The following is a 23,408-nucleotide window of genomic DNA, read 5'->3' on the forward strand; positions in this document are numbered from 1 at the left end:
TTAACGATATGAAACCAGGAACGGTGACGCCCATGACAACAACACATGCACAAAAAAAAGCGCTGGTCGCAGGCTCTATCGGTAATTTTATCGAATGGTACGAGTTTGCGGTCTATGGCTTTCTTGCCACGGTGATTGCGAAGAACTTTTTTACCCTCGCAGGTGAATCTGCTATCACCAGTCTGATCCTGACCTATGCCGCCTTTGCCGTCGCCTTTTTCTTCCGTCCGTTGGGTGCGGTGGTGTTTGGCCGCATGGGTGACCGGATAGGCCGTAAGCCAACGCTGATTATTGTCCTCGTACTGATGACGCTAGCCACGGCGGCCATTGGCGTGGTGCCGGTTTATGCCAGTATCGGCGTCGCCGCACCGCTGCTTATTACCGGCCTGCGCATTTTGCAGGGGCTGTTTGCCGGTGGGGAATATGGCGGGGCCGTCTCGCTGATGACCGAGTTTGCCCCCCGAGGTAAGCGCGGTTTGTACGGTGCGTGGCAGTCATTGACCGTCGCCCTCGGTCTGCTGGCAGGGGCCGGGGTCGTAGCATTGTTGTCAGCAGTACTTAGTCCGGAGGCCCTTCATGACTGGGGCTGGCGTATTCCCTTTTTCATCGCTATTCCAATGGGCGCCGTTGCGCTCTGGCTACGCGTTCATATGGAAGAGACACCCAGTTTTGTACATCAGCAAGCGCAGGCCGCTCCGCCTCAGGCGGCCAGTTTCGCCAGTACACTAAAAGCGATTATCACCGGGATTGGTCGCCTGATGGTCTGGTCAGCGGCGGGTTATACCTATCTGGTGATTATGCCGACCTACCTTCAGTCGGCGCTGCACACCGGCTTTAACCAGGCATTGTTGATTGCGGTGATTTCTAATGCCGGGTTCGCCCTGACGATTATCCCCTCCGGCATGCTGAGCGATAGGATTGGTCGACGCACCGTGATGGTCACCGCCGCAGTGCTGTTGCTCATCCTGGCGCTGCCGCTGCTGAAAGTGTTACAGGCGGAATCAAGCACGATATTTATCAAGGCGGTGGTGGTGTTTATCGCCGGTGGACTGGTGGGAATGCTGGCAGGGCCTGGGCCCGCCATGCTGGCTGAGATGTTTCCGACCAGGGTTCGTTATACCGGCCTGGGGCTGGCCTATTCGCTGTCGAATGCGATTTTCTCAGGCTGTGCGGGGTTGATCATTACCGGACTGATTAAGCAGACGGGGAATCTGGATATTCCGGCGTATTACGTGATGGCGACGGCGGTGGTGAGCGTGATTGCGCTGATGACGCTCAGGAAGGATGATCACCAGCGTTCACTGGAGGAGTAGTGCGGTCTGATGCCCTCACCTTGCTGGCAATCGTGCGGTCTGGTGCCCTCACCCCAGCCCTCTCCCACAGGGAGAGGGAGCAAACACTAAAAACAGCAACCAACGTTGCCGTTTTGCTTTTACCTCCACAGGGAGAGGGAGCAAACACTAAAAACAGCAACTAACGTTGCCGTTTTGCTTTTACCTCCACAGGGAGAGGGAGCAAACACTAAAAAGGCAACTTACGTTGCCTTTTGCGGTTTATTTTGTGCGCTGACGTACAGCTTCAAACAGGCAGATACCGGTGGCGACCGACACGTTCAGCGACGACACGCTGCCCGCCATCGGAATGCTGATGAGCTCGTCGCAATGCTCGCGCGTCAGACGACGCATCCCCTCACCTTCCGCACCCATCACCAGCGCCATCGGGCCGGTCATTTTGCTCTGGAACAGGGTGTGATCCGCTTCACCCGCAGTACCGACAATCCAGATATTCTCTTCCTGTAGCAGACGCATGGTACGCGCCAGATTGGTCACGCGGATCAGCGGGACGTTTTCCGCCGCACCACAGGCCACTTTTTTGGCGGTCGCGTTCAACTGGGCAGATTTGTCTTTCGGTACGATGATGGCATGCACACCAGCGGCATCGGCGCTACGCAGACAGGCGCCGAGGTTATGGGGATCGGTAACGCCATCGAGGATCAGGAAGAAAGGCTGGTCGAGACTGGCGATCAGATCCGGCAGATCGTTTTCCTGATACTGACGCCCCGGTTTCACGCGAGCGATAATGCCCTGATGCACCGCCCCTTCGCTTTTCTCATCCAGATATTGACGGTTAGCGACCTGAATCACGACACCCTGCGCTTCCAGCGCGTGAATCAGGGGCATCAGACGTTTGTCTTCGCGCCCCTTGAGAATAAACACTTCCTGAAAACGCTCCGGAGCGCGTTCCAGCAGGGCCTGCACCGCATGGATGCCGTAAATCATTTCACTCATCAATGGTACTCATTTGAGGCGATATCGCCGGGTTGAATAGGCTGTGAGACATTCACATCGCCACATTATAACCGACAGACGCCCCAGATCGAATCAACTAAGATGACGTTTCGCCTCCTGGCGGACGCGGTGTAAAACGTGCTGCTTGATTTCGCCGTAACGCGGGTACTCCGCCAGCGTTTCAATGTCGCGCTCGCGGCCAAAGGGCAGAACAATCTCTTCGACGATTTTTCCCGGTTTGGCCGACATCACCAGAATGCGGTCAGCCAGAAACAGCGCCTCTTCTACATCGTGGGTGACGAACAGCAGCGTGGTGCCGGTCGTCAGCCAGGCTTCACGCAGCAGCTCCTGCATCATCAGGCGGGTTTGTGCATCCAGTGCGCCAAAGGGTTCATCCAGCAGCAGCACTTCTGGCCCCGGCAGCCAGGCGCGGGCCAGCGCCACACGCTGCTTCATGCCCCCGGAAAGCTGCCACGGCGCATGCTGTTCAAAGCCTTTCAGGCCAACGCGGTTCAGCCAGTCCTGCGCCCGCGCATTGACCTCTTCTTTTTGATAACGGCCCAGGCGCGGGCCGAAGGTGACGTTATCCAGCACCGACAGCCACGGGAACAGATTCGGCTGCTGGAAGATCATGCCGCGCTCCGGCCCCGGCTGCCGCACCGGTTTTCCGCTCGCCAGTACGCGGCCGCTGTCCGGTTTGGTAAACCCGGCGACCAGGTTGAGAATGGTGGATTTGCCGCAGCCCGACGGGCCTAACAGCACGACAAACTCCCCTTTATCGAGGGTGAGGTTGATCCCCTCCAGCACCGTAAACGGCTGCGGTTTAGCCGCAAAAGAGAGGGAGACATTTTCAAGCGCGATGGCACTCATTATTCTTTCCCCGCCCACGGGACAAACAGACGTTGTAGCCCCAGCAGTAATAAATCCAATAGATACCCCGTCCCGCCCAAGAGCAGGATGCCGAGCATGACGATATCGGTACGTAAATAAGAGCTGGCGTTGATGACCATCCAGCCAAGGCCGGAACTGGCGGCGACCATCTCAGCGGCAATCAACGAGGTCCAGCCAATACCAATAGAGAGCCTGACGGTGGTAAAGAGATCCGGCAGGGCATCCGGCAGTACCACACGCAGGAAAATCTGCCCTTTGGTTGCCCCCAACGTTTGCGCCACCCGGATGCGTGCCCGACCAATCCGCTCCACCGCCGCCGACGCCCCCACCACCACACTCAGGAAGGTGGCGATAAAGATCAGGAAGAATTTCGACGCTTCCCCTATCCCCAGCCAGACCACGGCCAGTGGGATCAGCGCGATTTTCGGTAACGGGCGCAGGAACTGCACAAACGGGTTAAGCACTGCAGACAAACCGGGTGACAGCCCCATCAGCAGTCCGAGCGGGATACCCAGCACAATCGCGACCGCAAAGGCGCTCAGCGCACGGGCCAGGCTCACCGCCACATGCTGCCAGAGCGGGACCTGGCGGTAACCGTCCGCCAGCAGCTCTTCAGCCGTCAGTCCAATATCGGTGAGTGACGGCAGTAACAGCGGGTCCACCCATTGCCGGCTGGCCGCCAGTTGCCAGAGCGCGAAGAAAACCGCCACCGAAAACACGCTGATGGCGATATGCTGACCTACTTTCATTTTGCCGCCGCTTCCCGGATGTAACGGGAATCAATCGCCGTGTCCCAGTTTTCCGGGATATCCTGCTTACGAATTTCGCCAATGCCTGCGAGGAAGTTAGCGGTTTTGGTCAGCGCCTTGCCAATGCCGCTATGGGTGGTGTCCGTACCGTTACCCAACCAGGCCGCAGTGCCCTGCTCAGCAAGCGTTGGGTACTCCAGCCCGCCCAGCGTATTGGCAGCGGTGGTGACCGGTGCGCCCACTTCTTTCGCAACGATGGCGGCAGCGCTTTCCGGGTCTTTCTTAAACTCGTCGACTTTCTGCTGATGCACGCGCAGGAAGGCGCTCACTGCTTCCGGGTACTGTTCGGCAAAGGCCTTACGTACCACGTAGTTGTTGTAAATCAGGTAGCCATCTTTCTGCAGATCTTTGGTGGCAAAGACCTGGTGACCGCCGGAGGATTCCAGCTCCTGCGCAAAGGGAGCCCAGACGTAACCTGCGTCAATATCGCCGCGTTTCCACGCTGCCACCATCTCTGCCGGGCGCAATGGCAACAGCGTTATTTTGCTGCGATCGAGTTTATTGACGCTAATTGCCGCTTCCAGCGCATAAGCCGCCGTAGAATTTGGCGGATAGGCCACGCGTTTCCCTTCAATATCTTTAATCGTGTTGATGCCGTCTTTGCCAATTAAACGTTCATAGCTGGCAATGACGCCTGAAACACCAATAATTTCCACAGGCAATTTACGGACAATACCTGCGGTTGCCGGACTGGATCCGAAATTGGCAATATCAATCGCATTGCTGGCGAAATAATTAAGGGCATCGGCACCGGAGGCAAATTGCACCCATTTCACCTGGCTGTGTAAGGCTTTATCTAAAGAGCCGTCGGCTTTGGCGAGCATTAATACCTGCGAGCCGCCGCTATAAGCCACGCGGACTTCAGGAGGATTGGCGGCCATACTGATATTGGCCCACAGGCTGCCTGCTGCGAGTAATATGCCGAGCGTTTTTTTCATTTCTTTTTCCTTGAGGTAAATGCGAGTCATCTTTCCCGCGAAGCAGGGGAAAATAGTCAATTAAAGCGTGTTGTTTTATGCCAGTTGCGTGAGGCGATAGTCCTGCCAGAGGCGGGAACATCGTTCGGCCAGCGATTGTGCGGGGTCGTGCGTAAGTGACAGAAACGGCGCTTCCACCGCGCGCAGAGCCACCGGGACTTCCGTGCAAGCCAGCACCAGTTGCTGCGCGCCACGCGCCATCAGCGCCAGCGCCTGCAATGAGAGCAGTTCGCCACCCTCAGCCAGTTTGCCGCGCTTCACCGCATAGCAGCCGGGCACAAACCACTCAGCCAGCTCGTCTTCGGTAGGCGTAATGGATTCAATACCCTGCGCTGCCAGACGTTGCTGAAACCAGCCGGCGTCCAGCGTCCCTTTGGTGGCAATGATGCCAACACGTTCGGGCTTTTTCGCCACCGTTAACAGCGCATCCAGAGTAGCATCCACGATATGCAGAATGGGCGCATCGCTGGCGGCGCTCAGTTGCGGATACCAGTGGTGCGCGGTGTTGCAAGGAATAGCGATATGGCTCGCCCCCGCCTGATTCAGTTTTTCAATGCCCTCAAGCAGTTGAGGCAACGGCGACGGACCAGCCCCGGCCAGCGCCTTTTGCCGGTCGGCGATTTGCGGCACATTCCACACTACCGACGGCAGGTGATGCTGATCGCTCTGCGCCGGTGTGGCGTCGAGCAATTTGTGCTGAAAGTCGAGCGTGGCGAGCGGCCCCATGCCGCCCAGCACGCCAAGCAAAAAGGGCTTAGCCATGACGGGCATGCGCCTCCAGCACCTGGCGATAGCCAAACAGGCCAACGGAACCACCGGTGTGGATAAACACCACGTTCTCATCCTTGCGGAAATGGCCCTTGCGAATCAGGTCGATAAGCCCGGCCGCCCCTTTCCCGGAATAGACCGGGTCAAGAAGAATGCCTTCATGGCGGGCAAAGAGGGTCAGCGCCTCCAGCATGCTCTCGGTTGGCAAGCCATAACCGTCACCAACGTAATCGCTGTTCGCCACCACCACCTCACGCGGCAACTCACCCGGCACACCCAGCAACGCCAGGGTGCGTGAAGCCAGATTCCAGACGTTCTCTTCCTGTTTTGCCCTGGGTGCGCGAACGCTTATCCCCAGCACCGGCACCTGGCTGTTGGTGGCGGTAAACCCGGCGACCAGCCCGGCTTGTGTACCTGTACTGCCGGTGGCGTGCACGACATGATCAATACGCAAACGTAACTGTGAAGACTGGTACAGTAACTCTTCGGCACAGGCGACATAACCCAGCGCGCCAATGGGGTTAGAGCCACCACCAGGGATAATGTAGGGGCTATGGCCCTGCTCACGCAGCGTCGCGGCATACTCTTCCATTGCCTGCTGCATATCGGTGCCGCCCGGCAGATGGGCAACGATTTCGCCGCCCAGCAAATCATCCAGCAGGACATTCCCTGAGCGTTGATAGTCTTCGCCAAACTCGGTAACGCGTTTTTCCAGCAGCACTTTTGCGGCCAGCCCAAGTTTCGCCGCACCGGCAATGGTCTGGCGCACATGGTTAGACTGGGTCGCCCCCTGGGTAATGATCACATCGGCTTTTTTCTCCAGCGCATCGGCCAGCAGAAATTCCAGCTTACGGGTTTTATTGCCGCCGCTGGCAAGCCCTGTCGCATCATCGCGTTTGATCCATATTTTCGGACCGCCGAGTAATGCAGAGAGATTATTCAGAGGCTCCAGGGGAGTGGGAAAATGGCCGAGCGAAAGTCGGGGAAAGCGCGCCAGATGCATAACGACTCCTTGCTAAATAAGCGAATAACAGATGGGAGTCACTATACACATCAGATTCTGAGCGCTAATCACCAATAATAAATATCGATTCTCACAATTTAGCTAAGTCAGAGAAATAACCGTCCGGAGGGCTATTCCTATTACACGCGGGAATATATTACGTTAAAAAAGAATAACCCCTCTGCATAGAGAGGGGTTGTCAGGCGGTATTTCAGCGCTATTTATTCAGCATCTTTCTTTTTTGACGCACGCTTCGCTTTAGTCGCTGCGGCAATTTTTTGCGTCTTCGCAGACGGCTTTTTCACGCTTTTTTCTTTCTTCGGTTTCGCGGGGCTTTTCGCTTTACGGAATGCGCTGTCGGGTTCGAAATTGACTTTCTTACCGGTCTGACGACGTTTTCCCGACGGCTTAGCGCCGTTACCTTTCTTCGCGTTTTCACGTGCGGTTTTACCCACATTACGCGGGCCGCGTTCGCTGGAAATCAACGAGAAGTCGATTTTACGCTCGTCCATATTGACCGCTTCCACGCGCACTTCCACTTTGTCGCCCAGACGGTAAGTCTGGCCGCCCGATTCGCCAATCAGACGCTGGCCCACCTGGTCGAAGCGATAGTAGTCGTTATCGAGCGTGGAGACGTGCACCAGACCATCGATAAACAGATCGGTCAGGCGTACAAAGAAGCCAAAGCCGGTGACGCTGGCAATCACGCCAGGGAAGGTGTTGCCCACCTGGTCCTGCATAAAGTCGCATTTCAGCCAGTCAGAGACTTCACGGGTCGCTTCATCCGCGCGACGTTCAGTCATCGAGCAGTGCTGGCCCAGTTGCAGCATCTCTTCCATAGAGTAGTGCCAACCGCCGGTTTCGGTGCTGTTGCCGGTATGGCCCTCATCTTTCGCCAGCAGATATTTGATGGCACGGTGCAGCGACAGGTCAGGATAACGGCGGATCGGCGAGGTAAAGTGTGCGTAGGATTGCAGCGCCAGACCGAAGTGGCCGCGGTTTTCCGGATCGTAGACCGCCTGCTTCATGGATCGCAGCAGCATGGTTTGCAGCATCTCATGATCGGGACGATCGGCGATGGACTCAAGCAGTGCGGCATAATCCGCAGGCTCAGGCTTGTTACCGCCCGGTAGCTCCAGGCCCAACTCCGCCAGGACGGTACGGAAAGAAGTGATCGCTTCAGTCGTTGGCTTGTCGTGGATACGGAACAGCGCGGGCTCATCCTCTTTCTCAACGAAACGCGCCGCCGAGATATTCGCGAGGATCATGCACTCTTCAATCAATTTATGGGCATCATTACGCTGAGTTTGCTCAATGCGCTCAATACGACGCTCGGCGTTGAAGATAAACTTCGCCTCTTCGCTCTCAAAAGAGATACCGCCACGTTCGGCACGGGAGGCATCAAGAACTTTATAGAGGTTGTGCAGCTCTTCGATGTGCTTAACCAGCGGCGCATACTGCTCGCGCAGATCCTGATCGCCCTGCAGTATATGCCAGACCTTGTTATAGGTCAGACGGGCATGGGAGCTCATTACCGCTTCGTAGAAGGTATAACTCGTCAGACGACCCTTTGCCGAAATGGTCATTTCGCAGACCATGCACAGACGGTCAACCTGCGGGTTGAGTGAACACAGGCCGTTGGAGAGCACCTCCGGCAGCATCGGCACAACCTGGGATGGGAAATAGACCGAGGTTCCACGAGCTCGCGCCTCATCATCCAGCGGCGTGCCCGGGCGGACGTAATAGCTGACATCGGCAATAGCAACCCACAGGCGCCAGCCGCCGCCGCGTTTTTTCTCACAATAAACGGCGTCGTCGAAGTCGCGGGCATCTTCACCATCGATGGTGACCAGTGGCAAGGAACGCAGGTCTATGCGGCCCACTTTGGCCTCTTCCGGCACCTGCTCTTTCAGCCCTGAAACCTGTTTTTCAACCGCAGGCGGCCAGACATACGGAATTTCATGGGTACGCAGCGCCATATCGACAGCCATGCCGGTGCCCATATTGTCACCCAGTACTTCGACAATTTTACCGATGGCTTTAGTGCGACGGGTCGGGCGCTGGGTCAGTTCAACCACCACCACAAAGCCCATGCGCGCGCCCATGATCTCTTCTGGCGGGATCAGGATGTCGAAACTCAGACGGCTGTCATCCGGCACCACAAAGCCGACGCCCGCGTCGGTAAAGTAACGGCCAACAATCTGACCGGTTTTCGGTACCAGGATGCGCACAACACGCGCTTCACGACGACCTTTACGGTCGGCACCCAGCGGCTGGGCCAGAATCTGATCGCCGTGAATACACATTTTCATCTGTTCGCTGGAGAGGTACAGATCGTCTTTGCGGCCTTCTACGCGCAAGAAGCCGTAGCCATCGCGGTGACCGATAACCGTTCCTTTCAGCAAATCAAGGCGTTCTGGCAGGGCGTAACACTGACGGCGGGTAAAGACCAGTTGTCCGTCGCGCTCCATGGCGCGCAGGCGGCGGCGCAGTGCTTCGTTTTGCTCTTCGCCTTCGATATTGAGTTCAATTGCCAGCTCTTCACGGCTGGCCGGTTTTTCGCGTTTTGTTAAATGTTCGAGGATAAATTCGCGGCTGGGGATGGGGTTTGTGTATTTTTCAGCTTCGCGTTCCTGGAAAGGATCGTGTGACATAGCGGTTCCTCCGTTGTCATCTCTGGTGAAAGTCCCGTTATCTTCCACGCTACCTCTTGTTGGCTTCTTTCACTCACCCCGTCACTTATCGATATAAGCGCCGGGGGAATTCGTTCAGTTGCCGCCGCGATGTAACGCGAAATACTCAGGGCTTTTATCCTTCCACCAGCAGTAATTTGTAAAGCGGTTGATTCTCTTCAACCAAATCGGCCAGCGTGTAGTTATCCAACTCCTTGAGGAAACTTTGCACAGCCTTAGAAAGCGCCCGCTTAAGGCGGCAGGCGGAAGTAATATGGCAAAACTCACTGCTACAGTTAACCAGCGCCAGCGGTTCCAGGTCACGCACGACATCGCCAATGCAGATATCTTTCGCCGCCCGACCAAGGCGTATCCCGCCGTTTTTTCCTCTGACGGCAGCAACGTAACCTTCACGACTAAGTTGATTGATTATTTTGACCATATGATTACGGGACACACCATAAATTTCAGTGACCTCGGTAATGCTGGTCATCTTTCCTTCCGGCAAGGAAGCCATGTAAATCAGTGCGCGTAATCCGTAATCCGTAAAACTTGTTAACTGCACATCTACCTCAGTAAAAGGGAGAAAGGTGAGATACCTACAGGTATTGACTCTATTGATGATAAACCAGCCAACAGTGATGCCGCTAATTTATTTGAACTGAAGGGGAAAAAAGCAGGAAGAGAGAGGGGCCTGCAAGGCAAGCCCCCTGGATCATTACGCGTCGAATGGGTCGCGCAGGATCATGGTTTCTGTGCGGTCCGGACCGGTAGAGATAATATCGATCGGCACGCCAGTCAGTTCTTCAATGCGTTTGATGTAATTCAACGCCGCCTGCGGTAACCCGCTACGCTCTTTCACGCCAAAGGTCGATTCAGACCAGCCCGGCATGGTTTCATAAATCGGCTCAATACCTTCCCAGTTGTCTGCCGCCAGCGGAGTCGTCGTCACTTCACGACCATCCGGCATACGGTAAGCAACACAGATCTTCACTTCTTTCAGGCCGTCCAGGACGTCCAGCTTGGTCAGGCAGAAGCCAGACAGGGAGTTGATCTGCACAGCACGACGAACGGCAACGGAGTCCAGCCAGCCGGTACGACGACGACGACCGGTGGTAGCGCCGTATTCGTTACCCTGTTTGCACAGGAACTCGCCGATATCATCGAACAGTTCTGTCGGGAACGGACCCGCACCCACGCGGGTGGAGTAGGCTTTGATGATACCCAGTACGTAATCCACATAACGCGGACCCAGGCCAGAACCGGTTGCCACGCCACCTGCGGTGGTGTTAGAGGAGGTGACGTACGGATAGGTACCGTGGTCGATATCCAGCAGCGTACCCTGCGCGCCTTCGAACATCACGAAGTCGCCGCGCTTACGCGCCTGATCCAGCAGATCGGAAACATCAACCACCATTGCGGTGAGGATGTCGGCAATCGCCATGACATCGTCCAGCACTTTCTGGTAGTCAACCGCTTCAACTTTATAGAAATTCACCAACTGGAAGTTGTGATATTCCATCACTTCTTTCAGTTTGTCAGCAAAGGTCGCTTTATCGAACAGGTCGCCAACACGCAGACCGCGGCGAGCAACTTTATCTTCATAAGCTGGCCCGATACCACGACCGGTGGTGCCGATAGCTTTCGCACCGCGCGCTTTCTCACGTGCCACATCGAGCGCAACGTGATAATCAAGGATCAGCGGGCATGCTTCGGAGAGCAGCAGACGTTCACGAACCGGGATACCACGGTCTTCCAGTTCTTTCATCTCTTTCATCAGAGCAGCAGGAGACAGCACAACACCGTTACCGATGATGCTGGTCACATTGTCACGAAGAATGCCTGATGGAATAAGATGGAGGACGGTTTTTTCACCGTTGATTACGAGAGTATGGCCTGCGTTGTGACCGCCCTGGTAGCGAACAACATATTTAGCCCGTTCAGTCAGAAGATCAACAATCTTCCCTTTACCTTCGTCACCCCATTGGGTGCCCAGTACGACGACGTTGTTACCCATTTTTTCAAAATCACCGTTTGCTTAAAAATGGATTCTACCATCGCTTTTTCAGATATACAGCACTTTTTGTACCCAAAATGAGGCAAATCCGACCGTTTTTTGATCAGCCAATCGTTTTCCTCAACATGTAGTAGATAACGATACCGGCGACCACAAGACCCCCTCCGAAGCGACGCAGCAGGTTGTCTGGCAATGTACTCATCGTGGCAATCATGCGACGCCAGGCTCGGGGATAAAGCATCGGACCGAGCCCTTCAAACACCAACACGAGTGCCAGTGCCAGCCAGATTGTTGCGTTCATTTTTTATCCTTATAAAAAGAAAACCACCGCCCTGATGGGCCGGTGGTTTTTACTTATAAAATCGATGACGTCAGTTTAACGTGTCGCGGAAGTCGGTGTCTTCATGTAACGGAAGAAATCGCTATCCGGGCTGAGCACCATCACATCCTGGTTGCTCTGGAAACTGCTTTCGTAAGCACGCAGGCTACGGATAAAGGCGTAGAAGTCAGGATCCTGACTAAAGGCGTCAGCAAACAGCTTCGCCGCTTCGGCATCGCCTTCACCACGCAGGATACGGCCCTGACGCTCAGATTCTGCCAGTGTCTTCGTGACTTCATAATCGGCCGCTGCGCGCAGTTTTTCAGCCTCTTCCTGACCCTGAGAACGGTGGCGACGGGCAACCGCTTCACGCTCAGCGCGCATACGGTTGAAGATCGCTTCCGACACTTCGGTTGGCAGGTTGATCTGCTTGATACGCACGTCAACAACTTCGATACCCAGCGCCGCCATACTGTTCGGGTTCACCACCGGCACTTTACCGTTGGTTTCAGCCTGAACGCGCTCCGCCGCTTTAGCGATTTCGTTATCCGCCGCTGGCGTTGTCACTTCGTCTACCGTACCCGCAGAACCGGAGTTCAGCGCGTCACGCACTTCCAGCGTCAGGCGGCCACGAGAGTCGGTCACGATATCTTTGACATCCAGGCGACCAATTTCAGAACGCAGACGGTCCGAGAACTTACGTTTCAACAGTACTTCCGCCTGAGAGACGTCACCGCCACCCGTCGCCAGGAAGTAACGGCTGAAATCGCTGATCCGCCACTTGATGTACGAGTCGACAATCAGGTCTTTCTTCTCTTTGGTCACGAAACGATCGGCCTGGTTATCCATCGTCTGTATACGCGCGTCCATCATTTTAACTGACTGAATAAAAGGCACTTTAAAATGCAGACCAGGCTCATAAATTACCGGCTTTTTATCGCCGTCACGCACCACGCTGCTGAACTGGAATTTGATCCCGCGTTCACCCTCTTTTACGACAAAAATAGAGGTGTAGAGCACTACCAGCGCGATGATGATAATCGCGATAACTGACTTACGCATCGTTATTCCCCCTGACGCTGATAGTCGTTACGCTGCGCGTTAGCGCGGCGTTGGTCCATAATGTCGCCCTGACTGATAGACGATGAATTGCTCGCACCGCTGTTACCGGAAGAGGACGCAGGCGGCAGGCGCAGAAGGTTGTTCGCGCCACTGCTATCGCTCTTTGCCGCAGGTGCATTCCCGCCTTTCAGCATCTGATCAAGCGGCAGAACCATCAGGTTGCCACCTTTATCGTTGACCAGCACTTTACGGGTGTGGCTCAGCACTTTTTCCATGGTCTCGATATAGAGACGCTCACGGGTAATTTCCGGTGCGGCTTTATACTCAGGCAGAATCTTCGCAAAGCGAGCCACTTCACCCTGGGCTTCCAGAATGGTTTGGGTCTTGTACGCGCGCGCTTCTTCCAGGATACGCTGCGCCTGACCGTTTGCACGAGGCTGCACTTCGTTGGTGTACGCTTCCGCTTCACGGATGAATTGCTGCTCGTTTTCACGTGCGGCAATCGCATCATCAAAGGCGGCTTTGACCTCTTCTGGCGGACGCGCCGCCTGGAAGTTGACGTCCAGCAGGGTGATACCCATGTTGTACGGTCTGATGGTCTCTTCCAGCTCACGCTGGGTATCGCTACGGATAACGGTACGGCCTTCCGTCAGAATGCGGTCCATGCCGTATTTACCAATAACGCCACGCAGCGCGCTGTCTGTCGCCTGGCGCAGACTGTCATCCGCGCTGGTTACGCTATAGAGGTAACGTTCAGGATCGGTCACGCGGTACTGCACGTTCATTTCGACGCGCACGACGTTTTCATCAGACGTTAACATCACGCCGGACGCCGCCAGCTCGCGAACGGATTCGACGTTGACCGCCGTCACGTTATCGATAAAGGTCGGTTTCCAGTTCAGACCTGGCTCTACCAGATGACTGAATTTGCCGAAACGGGTCACAACGCCACGTTCCGCTTCTTTAATGGTGTAGAACCCACTGGCAGCCCAGATAATCACGGCAGCAGCCGCGACGATACTGACGATGCGGCCGCCAACGTGGCCACGCGGGCCGGAAGGTTGTTGGCTTGCGCCACCTGAACCGGTGCCTTTGCCACCGCCCAGGCCGCCGAGTTTTTTGCTCAGCTTACGGAAGATATCATCCAGATCAGGTGGCCCCTGATCGCGACCGCCTTTGTTTCCATTTCCCTCAGAGTTGCCGCCTGGTTTGCTGCTTCCCCACGGGTCGCGGTCTTGTCCGTTGTTACCGGGCTGATTCCACGCCATGTATGTGCTCCATATTTGTTATGCGGTTTTACCCTTCATGCTTCGGGCTGCCTCTTTGTTGGCGGCCTTGATTTGCCGCCACGATGCAACCCAAATTATTTTAGGTACCCCCAAAGGGGAAAATCCTTCTGGCCAACCGGTCAGACGACGTAGTCTTCCAGTGCCGGTTCTTGTTTACAGAGGCGACGCCAGTCCACAATCGGCATACGCACCTGTATGCCCAGACTCCCGTCTTCCTCCATCCACTCTTTTTCGATGGCCTGAAGCTGATAAAAACGACTTCTCAGACGACCTTCTTTTGCCGGCAAACGCAACGTATGCTGCGCAACCTCGCCAGACAGCCGCTCTGTTAAAGCCTGGAATAACAGTGGTACGCCGACTCCGGTCTGAGCGGAAAGCCACACCCGAATCGGTTTATTTTCATCATCACGGTCGATACGCGGCTCAAAATCATCCAGCATATCGATCTTGTTCATCACCAGCAGCGTCGGGATTTCATGTGCGTCGATCTCCTCAAGCACAATGTTCACCGCCTCGATGTTGTCAGCGACACGCACATCAGCCGCGTCTATGACATGCAATAGCAGCGTCGCCTGCCGGGTTTCCTGCAACGTCGCTTTAAACGCCGCCACCAGGTCATGTGGCAAATGGCGAATAAACCCAACGGTATCCGCCAGTACGGTTTCACCTACGTCAGCAACATCAATACGACGCAGGGTCGGGTCCAGTGTGGCGAACAGTTGATCCGCCGCGTACACCTGGGCCTCGGTTATCTGATTAAACAGGGAGGATTTGCCGGCGTTGGTATAACCCACCAGCGACACCGTTGGAATATCCGCTTTCATGCGCGAGCGGCGTCCCTGTTCACGCTGCTTTTCCACTTTCTCAAGCCGCGAGAGGATTTGCATAATACGATTACGCAGTAAACGACGGTCGGTTTCGAGCTGGGTTTCACCCGGGCCACGCAAACCAATCCCGCCCTTCTGTCTTTCAAGGTGGGTCCAGCCACGCACTAAACGCGTCGCTAAATGGCGCAACTGCGCCAGCTCAACCTGCAGCTTACCTTCATGGGTACGCGCACGCTGGGCGAAAATATCTAATATCAAACCTGTACGGTCGATAACCCGGCATTCACATAACGCTTCAAGATTACGTTCCTGGGCCGGACTCAATGCGTGATCAAATAAAACAACAGAAGCCCCTGTCGCTTTTACGGCTTCCGCAATTTCGACAGCCTTACCTTCACCTACAAAATACTTAGGGTGCGGTGCTTTACGGCTACCAGTAATCACCTGCATTGCTTCGACACCGGCGGAAGAGACCAGAGATTCAAACTCCTGGAGATCTTCCATATCTTTGTCTTGCGAAAAATAGATGTGTACCAGCACCGCCTGCTCACCGGCTTCATAACGGTCAAACAAGCGTAAACTCTCCTAAAATACCAGCGGGGAACTCAGAATCCTGGCTCCCCGACATGGAAAAACAGCCATCAACCTTATTCGGTTTCTTCGCTGTCCTGCTGCGCAGAGGACTGAGCATTGCTACCGTGATGGTAGTTACTGCCAGTGCCGCCGCCCGCGTTATTGCTATGATGAGAAACCGGGCGAGACGGAACAACAGTAGAAATAGCATGCTTGTAGACCATCTGGCTGACCGTGTTTTTCAACAGGATCACGAACTGATCGAAAGACTCAATTTGCCCTTGCAGCTTAATACCATTCACCAAATAAATTGAAACTGGAACACGTTCCCGACGCAGTGCGTTCAGGAACGGATCTTGTAAAGATTGCCCCTTAGCCATTCTATCTTTTCCTTATATGCTTGTTTTGTACTTAGAACCCGGGAGTTCTGAAAACTGCGTAAAATTTTGCGCACGATACAACTTGATTGTACACATTCAATTCGCGATCGCACCAATAACCTGTAACACTTCGTTGTATGACTCTTGCGGCTTTTCACTGTCTAACCAGTGAACGCCATCCCAGCCACGCAACCAGGTTATTTGCCGCTTTGCTAACTGCCTCGTGGCGCAAACACCTCTGTAAACCATTTCGTCGTAGGATATTTCGCCTTCAAGATACGACCACATCTGGCGATAACCCACACAACGAACGGAAGGCATATCCGTATGCAAATCTCCGCGAGCAAAAAGCGCCCGCACTTCTGCTTCAAAACCCGAAGCTAACATCTGATGAAAACGCTGCTCAATTCGCTGATGGAGCAGTTCACGGCTCGCCGGGGCGATGGCGAACTGATGCACCTGATACGGCAGAGTATCTCCAGACGTTTGCGTCAGATCTGTTAAAGTTTTACCCGAAATGAAAAAAACTTCCAGTGCCCGGGAAAGCCTTTGCGGATCATTTGGATGGATTCGCGCTGCGGCTACAGGATCAATAGTCTGTAGCTGCTGATGCAACGCGTCCCATCCACGCTCTGCTGCTTGTCTTTCAATCTCTGCTCGTACCGCTGGATCCGCTGATGGCAAAGGGGACAACCCTTCCAGCAGTGCTTTAAAATAAAGCATCGTACCGCCAACCAGCAACGGGATGCGCCCTTCTGCGGTAATCTCCGCCATGGCTGCCAGCGCATCGCGGCGAAAATCGGCCGCGGAATACGCCTGCGCCGGGTCGAGAATATCCAACAACCGGTGCGGAGCGGCGCATAATTCAGCGGCAGTCGGCTTCGCCGTACCGATATCCATCCCTTGATAGATAAGGGCTGAATCCACGCTTATCAACTCAACTGGCAAAACTTTACGTAACTCAATGGCTAATGCCGTTTTGCCAGAGGCCGTCGGCCCCATCAAAAAAATAGCCTTAGGCAGGCCAGCCTTGCTTACATCACTCATGTTTCAGGGCATTCATCGCCATAGATAAATCAACAGGTTGTAACAAACCATCTGGCGGGGTCTTAACCAGATGCGGACAAAGACGCTCGACGTCGGTAAGCAGGCTAATGGCTTGCGCCATATTCCACTGGGTATGTTCGCTCGCCAGATGGCGGGCCAGCCAGTGGGAAACATTCACCGCATCAATCTCTGTCTGCTGCGCCAGGTAGCCTATCAGTTCAGGAATCAAGATTTGTAAATTTTGTTGGCGTAAGGGTAAAGGCACGGCGCGAATCGTAACGTGTTGACCATCCGGCACAAATTCGATACCCATTTCGGCCAGTACCGGTTGCGCGCGTTTTAACGCGGCATTTTCTTGTGAGGACACTTTCAGACGCACGGGAATGAGCAACGGCTGTCCGCACACCGGCCCGCCGGTCGGCGACAATTGCGCCTGCCTCAGCCAGCGTTCTGCCACGGGCAACGCCAGTAATGCGACCTGACCGCCGCGCTCAAGCAAAGCAAAGGCAGGCGCGACAACCGTCAGCACCCGACCAAAACTCTGGGTGTGCGCGTCCAGAACGGGTGCGGCTTCTTTTACGACATCCGCTTTACGCTCCGCCGCCGGGGTTTCCAGCAACTGGCGGTACAGCGCGCCTTGCTGCTTCTGATAACCCGGCTGTGCGTTTGGCCATGAAGGCGCACGCGCGGAACCTGCCGAAGCAGCCCCTGATGAAGCAGACGCTCGCGGCGTGGGCTCGCGCATCACAGAGGGTTCTGCGAAGTGATTGCGCCCGGCGGCGATGCGGTTTTCCGGTATCGGACGCGGCGCAGGTTCGTCTTCCAACGGCAAGGCGGTTGCTGTCTGCTGTTGCAGCACGCTCAGCACACCCTGGTAGATAAAATCATGCACCAGCCTTGACTGGTGAAAACGCACCTCATGTTTTGCCGGGTGCACGTTCACATCAACCTGGTGCGGGTCTATCTCTAAATAGAGGACAAAGGCAGGCTGCTGATCGGCCCCAAGCTTGTCTTCACAGGCCTGGCGAATCGCGTGGTTAATCAGGCGATCGCGCATCATGCGGCCATTGACGTAGCAATACTGGATTTCAGCAAACGCGGATGTGGTCGCCGTGGGCTCAGCCACCCAGCCACGTAGCGCCAGGTCGCCATGCTGCCATTCGATTTCCAGCGCCTGTTCCAGAAATGCAGTACCGCAAATAGCCCCCAGTCGACGCTCTTTTTGCCCGTTCTGAGTCACCGCACGGTACTGACGCATCATCTTACCGTTATGGCTCAGGTTGATGGTGACATCAAAACGCGCCAGCGCGATGCGTCTTACGACTTCATCGATATGGCCGAATTCGGTTTTTTCGGTGCGCATGAATTTGCGCCGCGCCGGGGTGTTATAGAAGAGGTCCAGCACTTCCAGCGTGGTGCCAACAGGATGGGCGGCCGGCTTAACGGTCACGTCCATATCGCGGCCTTCCGCATAAGCCTGCCAGGCCTCCTGCTGTTCGGCGGTGCGCGAGGTGAGCGTCAAACGCGAGACAGAGCTGATACTGGCCAGCGCTTCACCGCGAAAACCCAGACTGATGATGGCTTCAAGATCGTCAAGCGAGGCAATTTTACTGGTGGCATGACGTGCCAGCGCCAGCGCCAGCTCATCTTTTTTAATACCGCCGCCATTATCGCGAATGCGGATAAGCTTCGCCCCGCCGCGTTCGATATCGATATCGATGCGGGTCGCGCCCGCATCCAGACTGTTTTCCACCAGTTCCTTCACCACCGACGCAGGGCGTTCCACCACTTCGCCTGCGGCGATTTGGTTCGCAAGCTGTGGCGGCAAAACCTGAATCGGCATGAAGTCTCCTTAATTAAGCAATCCGCTGGCGGGCGCTGCGGCGTTAGCCATTTGTCCACTGCCCCCCTGCGGCGCAGATTGCAGAGGGTGTGCAAGGAAATAGTTGCGCAGCCCCGTGTAGATTGCTTCCGCAAGCTGCTGCTGGTATTCATCGCTGCCCAGCATACGCTCTTCGCTGTTGTTACTGATAAACCCGGTTTCAACCAGCACTGACGGGATATCCGGCGAACGAAGTACACCAAGGCTTGCGTGTTCCGGATGTCGCTTATGCAGCGCGCCAATACGCGCAAGCTGAGTGATCATACTGCTGGCGACATCATAACCGACACGCTGAGAATGGCCGAATTGTAAATCCAGCACCGCCTGGCTCAGGTAGGGGTCAGACTGACTGTTCGCCAGCACATCGCCCGCGCCGCCCAACAGTTCGGACTGTTTCTCATGCTGCTCAAGCCAGCCCGCCATTTCACTGTTGGCGCGACGGTTAGAAAGCACCCAGACGGACGCGCCGATAGCATCGCGATTCGGTGCGGCATCCGCATGAATCGACACCAGGAAGTTTGCGTTTTGTTTACGCGCCACGTCCGAACGCCCCATCACCGAGATAAAGTAGTCGCCATCGCGGGTCATTACGGCTTTGAACATGGGGTCGTCATTCAGCAAAGTACGCAGTTTACGCGCCACGGAGATAGTGACGTTTTTCTCCTGAGTGCCGCCAGGGCCAATCGCACCAGGATCCTGCCCGCCGTGCCCGGCATCGATAGCAATAATGACTTTACTGTCCCCGGAAGCCGGACGCGCCTGTGCCGCAGGACGAACCGCCGTATTGCTGCTGGTGACACTGGTGATGCGATCGTTGCTGCCACTAAAAGGATTACGACCGGGTTGGGTCTGCACCGGTTGCGGCGTGACGGCAGGCGCCTCAACGCGTTTCGCTACCACTTTTGGCGGTGGAGGCGGTGGCGGCACATCGGCATCAATGGTAAACACCACGGTATAACCTGAGCCGCTTTGCTGTTTCACCGCGCGCGTTTTACCGTTTTGCGTTAAATCGACCACCAATCGCAGCGACTGGTTATCCTTCGGCGTGCCCGAACGAATGCTCCTGACCAAATTGTTACCGCTGAACTGGAGCGGCAACCCCTGAATTACACCGGTTTGTTTGATATCCAGCGCAACGCTTCGCTTCCCTTCCTGAGAAAAGGCATATTCCGGGTCGCCCATAAAACTGAACGTGATACGGGCCTGGTTATCCCCATTGGAAACCTGAATATCTGACAAACTCGCCGCACCGACCTGCATGCTGAATAAAATCAGTGCGGTCATTAGCCAACTTTTAACGCGATAAATCATCCCGTCATCCCTTAGATTAACCGGCCAAACGAGCCAGCAATGCATCGCCAGATGAGGATACAGCAGTAATGCGCGCCTCACGCCCCTGCGCCTGGTAATCAATATGAATTTCGACATCCGGGTCAGGCAGCACACCCGCACCTTGTTGCGGCCACTCGACCAGGCAAATAGCGTCGTTGGCAAAGTAATCGCGGATCCCCATAAATTCCAGCTCCTCAGGATCCGCAAGGCGATACAGGTCGAAGTGGTACACATTCAGCTTATCGAGTGTGTAGGGTTCAACCAGCGTATAGGTCGGGCTTTTAACATTCCCGTTGTGGCCCAGAGCCTGCAGAAAGCCCCGGCTGAAAGTGGTTTTACCCGCACCCAGGTCGCCGTACAGGTAAATCACTGTCGCGCCATTGCAAGCCTGCGCCATGCGTTGCCCCAACGTAAGGGTCGCCTGCTCATCAGGTAAAGGAATTACTCGATTCATCATCTTCTGTTTCAATAACGTCCGGGTTAACTACACGCACCAGCGTGGAAAAAAGATCGGTTGCCAGCATGCCCCGCATCCCTTGCCGCGCCGCCAGCACATCTGCTGCGACACCATGGGCGAGACAGCCTGCGCAGGCCGCGTCATACAGTTCAAGCTTCTGCCCCAGCATTGCGCCGATAATGCCAGACAGCACATCTCCCATGCCGCCGCTGGCCATCCCCGCATTGCCGGCATCAATAATACTGACCTTGCCGTCAGCGCCCGCCACCACCGTACCCGCCCCTTTCAGAACGACAACGCCTGCGTATCGTTGTAGCAGACGTTGCGCAGAAAGTAAGCGATCACTTTCAATTTCTGCAACGGAACAGCCAAGCAGGCGCGCAGCCTCGCCAGGGTGCGGCGTCAGGATGCGATTGTGACGTTTATCGGGATTGATTGCCAGAAGGTTCAGCGCATCCGCGTCCCAGAGCATCGGTTTGCGGAAATTCTCAACTTTCTGCAGGGCTTTTTTGCCCCACTCTTGCTGACCGAGCCCCGGCCCAATGACCACCACATCGGCCCACTCCAGACTCTCTTCAAGGCTCTGTGGCGTGAGTTGATGTACCATCAGTTCCGGGCGGGCCGTAATGACAGGCGCAATATTTTCGCTACGCGTGAGCACACGCACCAGCCCCGCCCCCGCCCGCAGCGCCGCTTCGCCCGCCATGCGAATAGCGCCAGCGGTGCCATGATCGCCGCCAATGATGACCAGCCGGCCATGGGAGCCTTTATGTGAAGTGGGACGGCGCGGCCTAAACCAGTGAGGAAGGAACGTCACATCAACGCGGGTCAGTAAAGTTTGCTGCCCGGCCAGCCAGTTACCCAGCCCCAGAGCATGATGATGGAGCACACCGACGACATCACGGGCCTTCCCGGTCAGCAACCCCGGTTTCAGGGCGATAAAAGTCACGGTATGCGCGGCCTCAATGACCGCACCAGGCGTTGTACCGGTCTGTGCCACTAAACCAGAAGGAATATCCAGCGCCAGGATCGGAGCCGGATGTGAATTAGCCTGGGTTATCAGGGCTGCGCCAGGCTCTTTTGGTGCGCTGTTAAGCCCTGTGCCCAGCAAACCATCAATAATCAGATCGACGCCTTCCGGCCAGATAATATCAGCAGCATGGATGACACCTCCCGCGTTCAGCCAGGCTTCTCGCGCCGCCTGCGCCTCTTCCGGCAGCGGCTTGCTCCCCTCAATAGCCAACAGGGTCACCTCAATGCCTGCGGCCGCGGCCAGACGTGCGACAACGTAACCATCGCCGCCGTTGTTGCCATGGCCACACAGCACGAGCCAGTGTCGCGTTGTGGGGTAGTATGCCCGTGCGACGTTGAACGCGGCTTCACCCGCACGCTGCATCAGTTCAAACAGTGTAATCCCAAGGCTATCTGCCGCCTCCTTTTCCGCCCGCCGCAGTTCATCCGCAGGCCAGATGGAGTGTGGTATACTTGCTGCGTATTTCTTCATTGTATGGTCCGTCATGTCAGAGCCCCTCGATCTCAATCAATTAGCGCACAGCATCAAACAGTGGGGCACTGAACTGGGTTTTCAGCAGGTCGGTATCGCTGACACCGACCTTTCCGCCAGCGAACCTAAGCTGCAGGCATGGCTGGACAAACAATATCATGGCGAAATGGAGTGGATGGCGCGACACGGCATGATGCGCGCCCGTCCACACGAGCTTCTGCCCGGCACCTTGCGGGTTATCAGCGTAAGAATGAACTATCTCCCCGCAAATGCCGCCTTCGCCAGCACACTTAAAAACCCGGCGCTGGGCTATGTCAGCCGCTACGCGCTGGGCCGCGATTATCATAAACTGCTACGTAACCGATTAAAGCAACTCGGTGAAAAGATCCAGCAGCATTGTGCCTCGCTGAATTTTAGACCGTTTGTGGATTCTGCGCCCATCCTTGAACGCCCGTTAGCCGAAAAAGCCGGGCTTGGCTGGGTAGGTAAGCACTCACTAATCCTTAATCGCCAGGCCGGGTCATTCTTCTTCCTCGGCGAGTTACTCATTGATTTGCCCCTGCCTGTCGATCAGCCCGTTGAAGAGGATTGCGGTCGCTGCGTGGCCTGCCTCACCATTTGCCCGACCGGGGCGATTGTCGAGCCCTATACGGTCGATGCACGCCGCTGCATCTCTTATCTCACCATTGAGCTGGAAGGGGCGATTCCGGAGGAATTCCGCCCGTTAATCGGTAACCGCATCTATGGCTGCGACGACTGTCAGCTTATTTGCCCGTGGAACCGTTTCTCGCAATTAACAGATGAAGCAGATTTCAGCCCGCGCAAGGCGCTGCATTCGCCGGAACTGATTGAATTGTTTGCATGGAGCGAGAGCTGGTTTTTGAAAGTAACGGAAGGCTCGGCGATTCGCCGTATCGGTCATCTACGCTGGCTGCGTAATATTGCCGTCGCGCTGGGTAACGCCCCCTGGGATGAAGCCAATATACGTGCGCTGGAACAACGCCGGGGTGAGCACCCACTTCTTGATGAACATATAGAATGGGCCATTGCGCAACAGGTGGAAAAACGAAATGCCTGTGTGGTGGAAGTACAGACGCCGAAGAAACAACGCCTTGTGAGGGTCATCGAGAAGGGGTTAATACGTGACGCCTGAGACATCCACAGCTTGTGAATAAAATTAAAAACGTATTGCGTTTCAATGCCCACAAAATCGTCAAGTGATCCCATTAACAATTTAAGATGAATTTTTTATTAAAAAATTCAGTAAGTTAAATTGATACTATTCACCAGGCGAAGCGATTGGGATTTCAA

At 55.4% G+C, this 23,408-nt stretch carries 21 protein-coding genes; 2 read left to right on the top strand and 19 right to left on the bottom strand.

Annotated elements, in window-relative coordinates:
- Positions 1–32: 32 nt before the first annotated feature.
- The gene (locus ABIB59_RS20550; RefSeq protein WP_317086805.1) at positions 33–1,313 is read left to right on the top strand and encodes an MFS transporter; all 1,281 of its coding nucleotides are present in this window, start codon (positions 33–35) and stop codon (positions 1,311–1,313) included.
- A 240-nt stretch (positions 1,314–1,553) separates the two neighbouring features.
- Here ABIB59_RS20550 and rlmB read toward each other — a convergent pair whose 3' ends face one another.
- The 19 genes from rlmB to nnr form a co-directional block, all read right to left on the bottom strand.
- On the bottom strand, positions 1,554–2,288 hold the full coding sequence (gene rlmB / locus ABIB59_RS20555; RefSeq protein WP_039077803.1) for a 23S rRNA (guanosine(2251)-2'-O)-methyltransferase RlmB: 735 nt from the start codon (positions 2,286–2,288) through the stop codon (positions 1,554–1,556).
- Positions 2,289–2,381: 93 nt separating this feature from the next.
- Positions 2,382–3,158: an ABC transporter ATP-binding protein gene (locus tag ABIB59_RS20560; RefSeq protein WP_354036856.1), complete on the bottom strand. Its 777-nt coding sequence runs from the start codon at positions 3,156–3,158 to the stop codon at positions 2,382–2,384.
- Positions 3,158–3,928, bottom strand: coding sequence for an ABC transporter permease (locus tag ABIB59_RS20565; protein WP_071193467.1), 771 nt, complete (start codon positions 3,926–3,928; stop codon positions 3,158–3,160). The genes ABIB59_RS20560 and ABIB59_RS20565 overlap by 1 nt, the downstream gene beginning before the upstream one ends.
- Positions 3,925–4,926: a taurine ABC transporter substrate-binding protein gene (locus tag ABIB59_RS20570; RefSeq protein ID WP_354036858.1), complete on the bottom strand. Its 1,002-nt coding sequence runs from the start codon at positions 4,924–4,926 to the stop codon at positions 3,925–3,927. The genes ABIB59_RS20565 and ABIB59_RS20570 overlap by 4 nt, the downstream gene beginning before the upstream one ends.
- Before the next feature lie 75 nt (positions 4,927–5,001).
- Complete coding sequence (gene cuyB / locus ABIB59_RS20575) at positions 5,002–5,727, bottom strand: cysteate racemase (RefSeq protein WP_039077827.1); 726 nt, start codon at positions 5,725–5,727, stop codon at positions 5,002–5,004.
- Positions 5,720–6,736, bottom strand: a complete 1,017-nt coding sequence (cuyA, locus tag ABIB59_RS20580) for a D-cysteate sulfo-lyase (RefSeq protein WP_079497686.1) — start codon at positions 6,734–6,736, stop codon at positions 5,720–5,722. The genes cuyB and cuyA overlap by 8 nt, the downstream gene beginning before the upstream one ends.
- Before the next feature lie 221 nt (positions 6,737–6,957).
- Entirely contained in the window at positions 6,958–9,390 is a 2,433-nt protein-coding gene (gene rnr, locus ABIB59_RS20585; protein WP_039077808.1) for a ribonuclease R, read from the bottom strand.
- Between the two features lie 154 nt (positions 9,391–9,544).
- Positions 9,545–9,973 (bottom strand): nitric oxide-sensing transcriptional repressor NsrR, encoded by a 429-nt coding sequence (nsrR, locus tag ABIB59_RS20590; protein ID WP_039077809.1) that lies wholly within the window; start codon positions 9,971–9,973, stop codon positions 9,545–9,547.
- Positions 9,974–10,126: 153 nt separating this feature from the next.
- The gene (gene purA, locus ABIB59_RS20595) at positions 10,127–11,425 is read right to left on the bottom strand and encodes an adenylosuccinate synthase (RefSeq protein ID WP_039077810.1); all 1,299 of its coding nucleotides are present in this window, start codon (positions 11,423–11,425) and stop codon (positions 10,127–10,129) included.
- A gap of 103 nt (positions 11,426–11,528) precedes the next feature.
- A complete protein-coding gene (locus tag ABIB59_RS20600; protein WP_039077811.1) occupies positions 11,529–11,726 on the bottom strand; it encodes a DUF2065 domain-containing protein in 198 nt (65 codons plus the stop codon).
- Between the two features lie 75 nt (positions 11,727–11,801).
- Positions 11,802–12,806 (bottom strand): protease modulator HflC, encoded by a 1,005-nt coding sequence (gene hflC / locus ABIB59_RS20605; protein WP_039077812.1) that lies wholly within the window; start codon positions 12,804–12,806, stop codon positions 11,802–11,804.
- Positions 12,807–12,808: 2 nt separating this feature from the next.
- Positions 12,809–14,074 carry an FtsH protease activity modulator HflK gene (gene hflK / locus ABIB59_RS20610; protein WP_039077813.1) on the bottom strand — a complete coding sequence of 422 codons (1,266 nt, stop codon included), beginning with the start codon at positions 14,072–14,074 and terminating at the stop codon, positions 12,809–12,811.
- A gap of 140 nt (positions 14,075–14,214) precedes the next feature.
- Positions 14,215–15,495: a ribosome rescue GTPase HflX gene (gene hflX / locus ABIB59_RS20615; RefSeq protein WP_039077814.1), complete on the bottom strand. Its 1,281-nt coding sequence runs from the start codon at positions 15,493–15,495 to the stop codon at positions 14,215–14,217.
- Between the two features lie 74 nt (positions 15,496–15,569).
- Positions 15,570–15,875 carry an RNA chaperone Hfq gene (gene hfq / locus ABIB59_RS20620; protein ID WP_039077815.1) on the bottom strand — a complete coding sequence of 102 codons (306 nt, stop codon included), beginning with the start codon at positions 15,873–15,875 and terminating at the stop codon, positions 15,570–15,572.
- A gap of 96 nt (positions 15,876–15,971) precedes the next feature.
- A complete protein-coding gene (gene miaA / locus ABIB59_RS20625; RefSeq protein ID WP_039077816.1) occupies positions 15,972–16,922 on the bottom strand; it encodes a tRNA (adenosine(37)-N6)-dimethylallyltransferase MiaA in 951 nt (316 codons plus the stop codon).
- Entirely contained in the window at positions 16,915–18,765 is a 1,851-nt protein-coding gene (mutL, locus tag ABIB59_RS20630; RefSeq protein ID WP_354036863.1) for a DNA mismatch repair endonuclease MutL, read from the bottom strand. Before mutL ends, miaA begins: the two co-directional genes overlap by 8 nt.
- A 9-nt stretch (positions 18,766–18,774) precedes the next feature.
- Positions 18,775–20,115 carry an N-acetylmuramoyl-L-alanine amidase AmiB gene (amiB, locus tag ABIB59_RS20635; protein ID WP_354036865.1) on the bottom strand — a complete coding sequence of 447 codons (1,341 nt, stop codon included), beginning with the start codon at positions 20,113–20,115 and terminating at the stop codon, positions 18,775–18,777.
- Positions 20,116–20,131: 16 nt separating this feature from the next.
- Positions 20,132–20,593, bottom strand: coding sequence for a tRNA (adenosine(37)-N6)-threonylcarbamoyltransferase complex ATPase subunit type 1 TsaE (gene tsaE, locus ABIB59_RS20640; protein ID WP_039077819.1), 462 nt, complete (start codon positions 20,591–20,593; stop codon positions 20,132–20,134).
- Positions 20,565–22,112: a bifunctional ADP-dependent NAD(P)H-hydrate dehydratase/NAD(P)H-hydrate epimerase gene (gene nnr / locus ABIB59_RS20645; RefSeq protein WP_354036867.1), complete on the bottom strand. Its 1,548-nt coding sequence runs from the start codon at positions 22,110–22,112 to the stop codon at positions 20,565–20,567. Before nnr ends, tsaE begins: the two co-directional genes overlap by 29 nt.
- Between nnr and queG the strand changes: the two genes are divergently transcribed.
- On the top strand, positions 22,111–23,250 hold the full coding sequence (gene queG, locus ABIB59_RS20650) for a tRNA epoxyqueuosine(34) reductase QueG (RefSeq protein WP_039077821.1): 1,140 nt from the start codon (positions 22,111–22,113) through the stop codon (positions 23,248–23,250). The two genes, nnr and queG, sit on opposite strands and share 2 nt — an antisense overlap.
- The last annotated feature ends 158 nt before the right edge of the window (positions 23,251–23,408 follow it).

Source organism: Citrobacter sp. UYEF32 (assembly GCF_040546205.1).
GTDB lineage: Bacteria > Pseudomonadota > Gammaproteobacteria > Enterobacterales > Enterobacteriaceae > Phytobacter > Phytobacter diazotrophicus.

Coding starts and splice junctions, on each gene's coding strand:
- ABIB59_RS20550 (WP_317086805.1), top strand. CDS start 33: ATGACAACAACACATGCACAAAAAAAAGCGCTGGTCGCAGGCTCTATC.
- rlmB (WP_039077803.1), bottom strand. CDS start 2,288: ATGAGTGAAATGATTTACGGCATCCATGCGGTGCAGGCCCTGCTGGAA.
- ABIB59_RS20560 (WP_354036856.1), bottom strand. CDS start 3,158: ATGAGTGCCATCGCGCTTGAAAATGTCTCCCTCTCTTTTGCGGCTAAA.
- ABIB59_RS20565 (WP_071193467.1), bottom strand. CDS start 3,928: ATGAAAGTAGGTCAGCATATCGCCATCAGCGTGTTTTCGGTGGCGGTT.
- ABIB59_RS20570 (WP_354036858.1), bottom strand. CDS start 4,926: ATGAAAAAAACGCTCGGCATATTACTCGCAGCAGGCAGCCTGTGGGCC.
- cuyB (WP_039077827.1), bottom strand. CDS start 5,727: ATGGCTAAGCCCTTTTTGCTTGGCGTGCTGGGCGGCATGGGGCCGCTC.
- cuyA (WP_079497686.1), bottom strand. CDS start 6,736: ATGCATCTGGCGCGCTTTCCCCGACTTTCGCTCGGCCATTTTCCCACT.
- rnr (WP_039077808.1), bottom strand. CDS start 9,390: ATGTCACACGATCCTTTCCAGGAACGCGAAGCTGAAAAATACACAAAC.
- purA (WP_039077810.1), bottom strand. CDS start 11,425: ATGGGTAACAACGTCGTCGTACTGGGCACCCAATGGGGTGACGAAGGT.
- ABIB59_RS20600 (WP_039077811.1), bottom strand. CDS start 11,726: ATGAACGCAACAATCTGGCTGGCACTGGCACTCGTGTTGGTGTTTGAA.
- hflC (WP_039077812.1), bottom strand. CDS start 12,806: ATGCGTAAGTCAGTTATCGCGATTATCATCATCGCGCTGGTAGTGCTC.
- hflK (WP_039077813.1), bottom strand. CDS start 14,074: ATGGCGTGGAATCAGCCCGGTAACAACGGACAAGACCGCGACCCGTGG.
- hfq (WP_039077815.1), bottom strand. CDS start 15,875: ATGGCTAAGGGGCAATCTTTACAAGATCCGTTCCTGAACGCACTGCGT.
- miaA (WP_039077816.1), bottom strand. CDS start 16,922: ATGAGTGATGTAAGCAAGGCTGGCCTGCCTAAGGCTATTTTTTTGATG.
- mutL (WP_354036863.1), bottom strand. CDS start 18,765: ATGCCGATTCAGGTTTTGCCGCCACAGCTTGCGAACCAAATCGCCGCA.
- amiB (WP_354036865.1), bottom strand. CDS start 20,115: ATGATTTATCGCGTTAAAAGTTGGCTAATGACCGCACTGATTTTATTC.
- tsaE (WP_039077819.1), bottom strand. CDS start 20,593: ATGATGAATCGAGTAATTCCTTTACCTGATGAGCAGGCGACCCTTACG.
- queG (WP_039077821.1), top strand. CDS start 22,111: ATGTCAGAGCCCCTCGATCTCAATCAATTAGCGCACAGCATCAAACAG.
- nnr (WP_354036867.1), bottom strand. CDS start 22,112: ATGACGGACCATACAATGAAGAAATACGCAGCAAGTATACCACACTCC.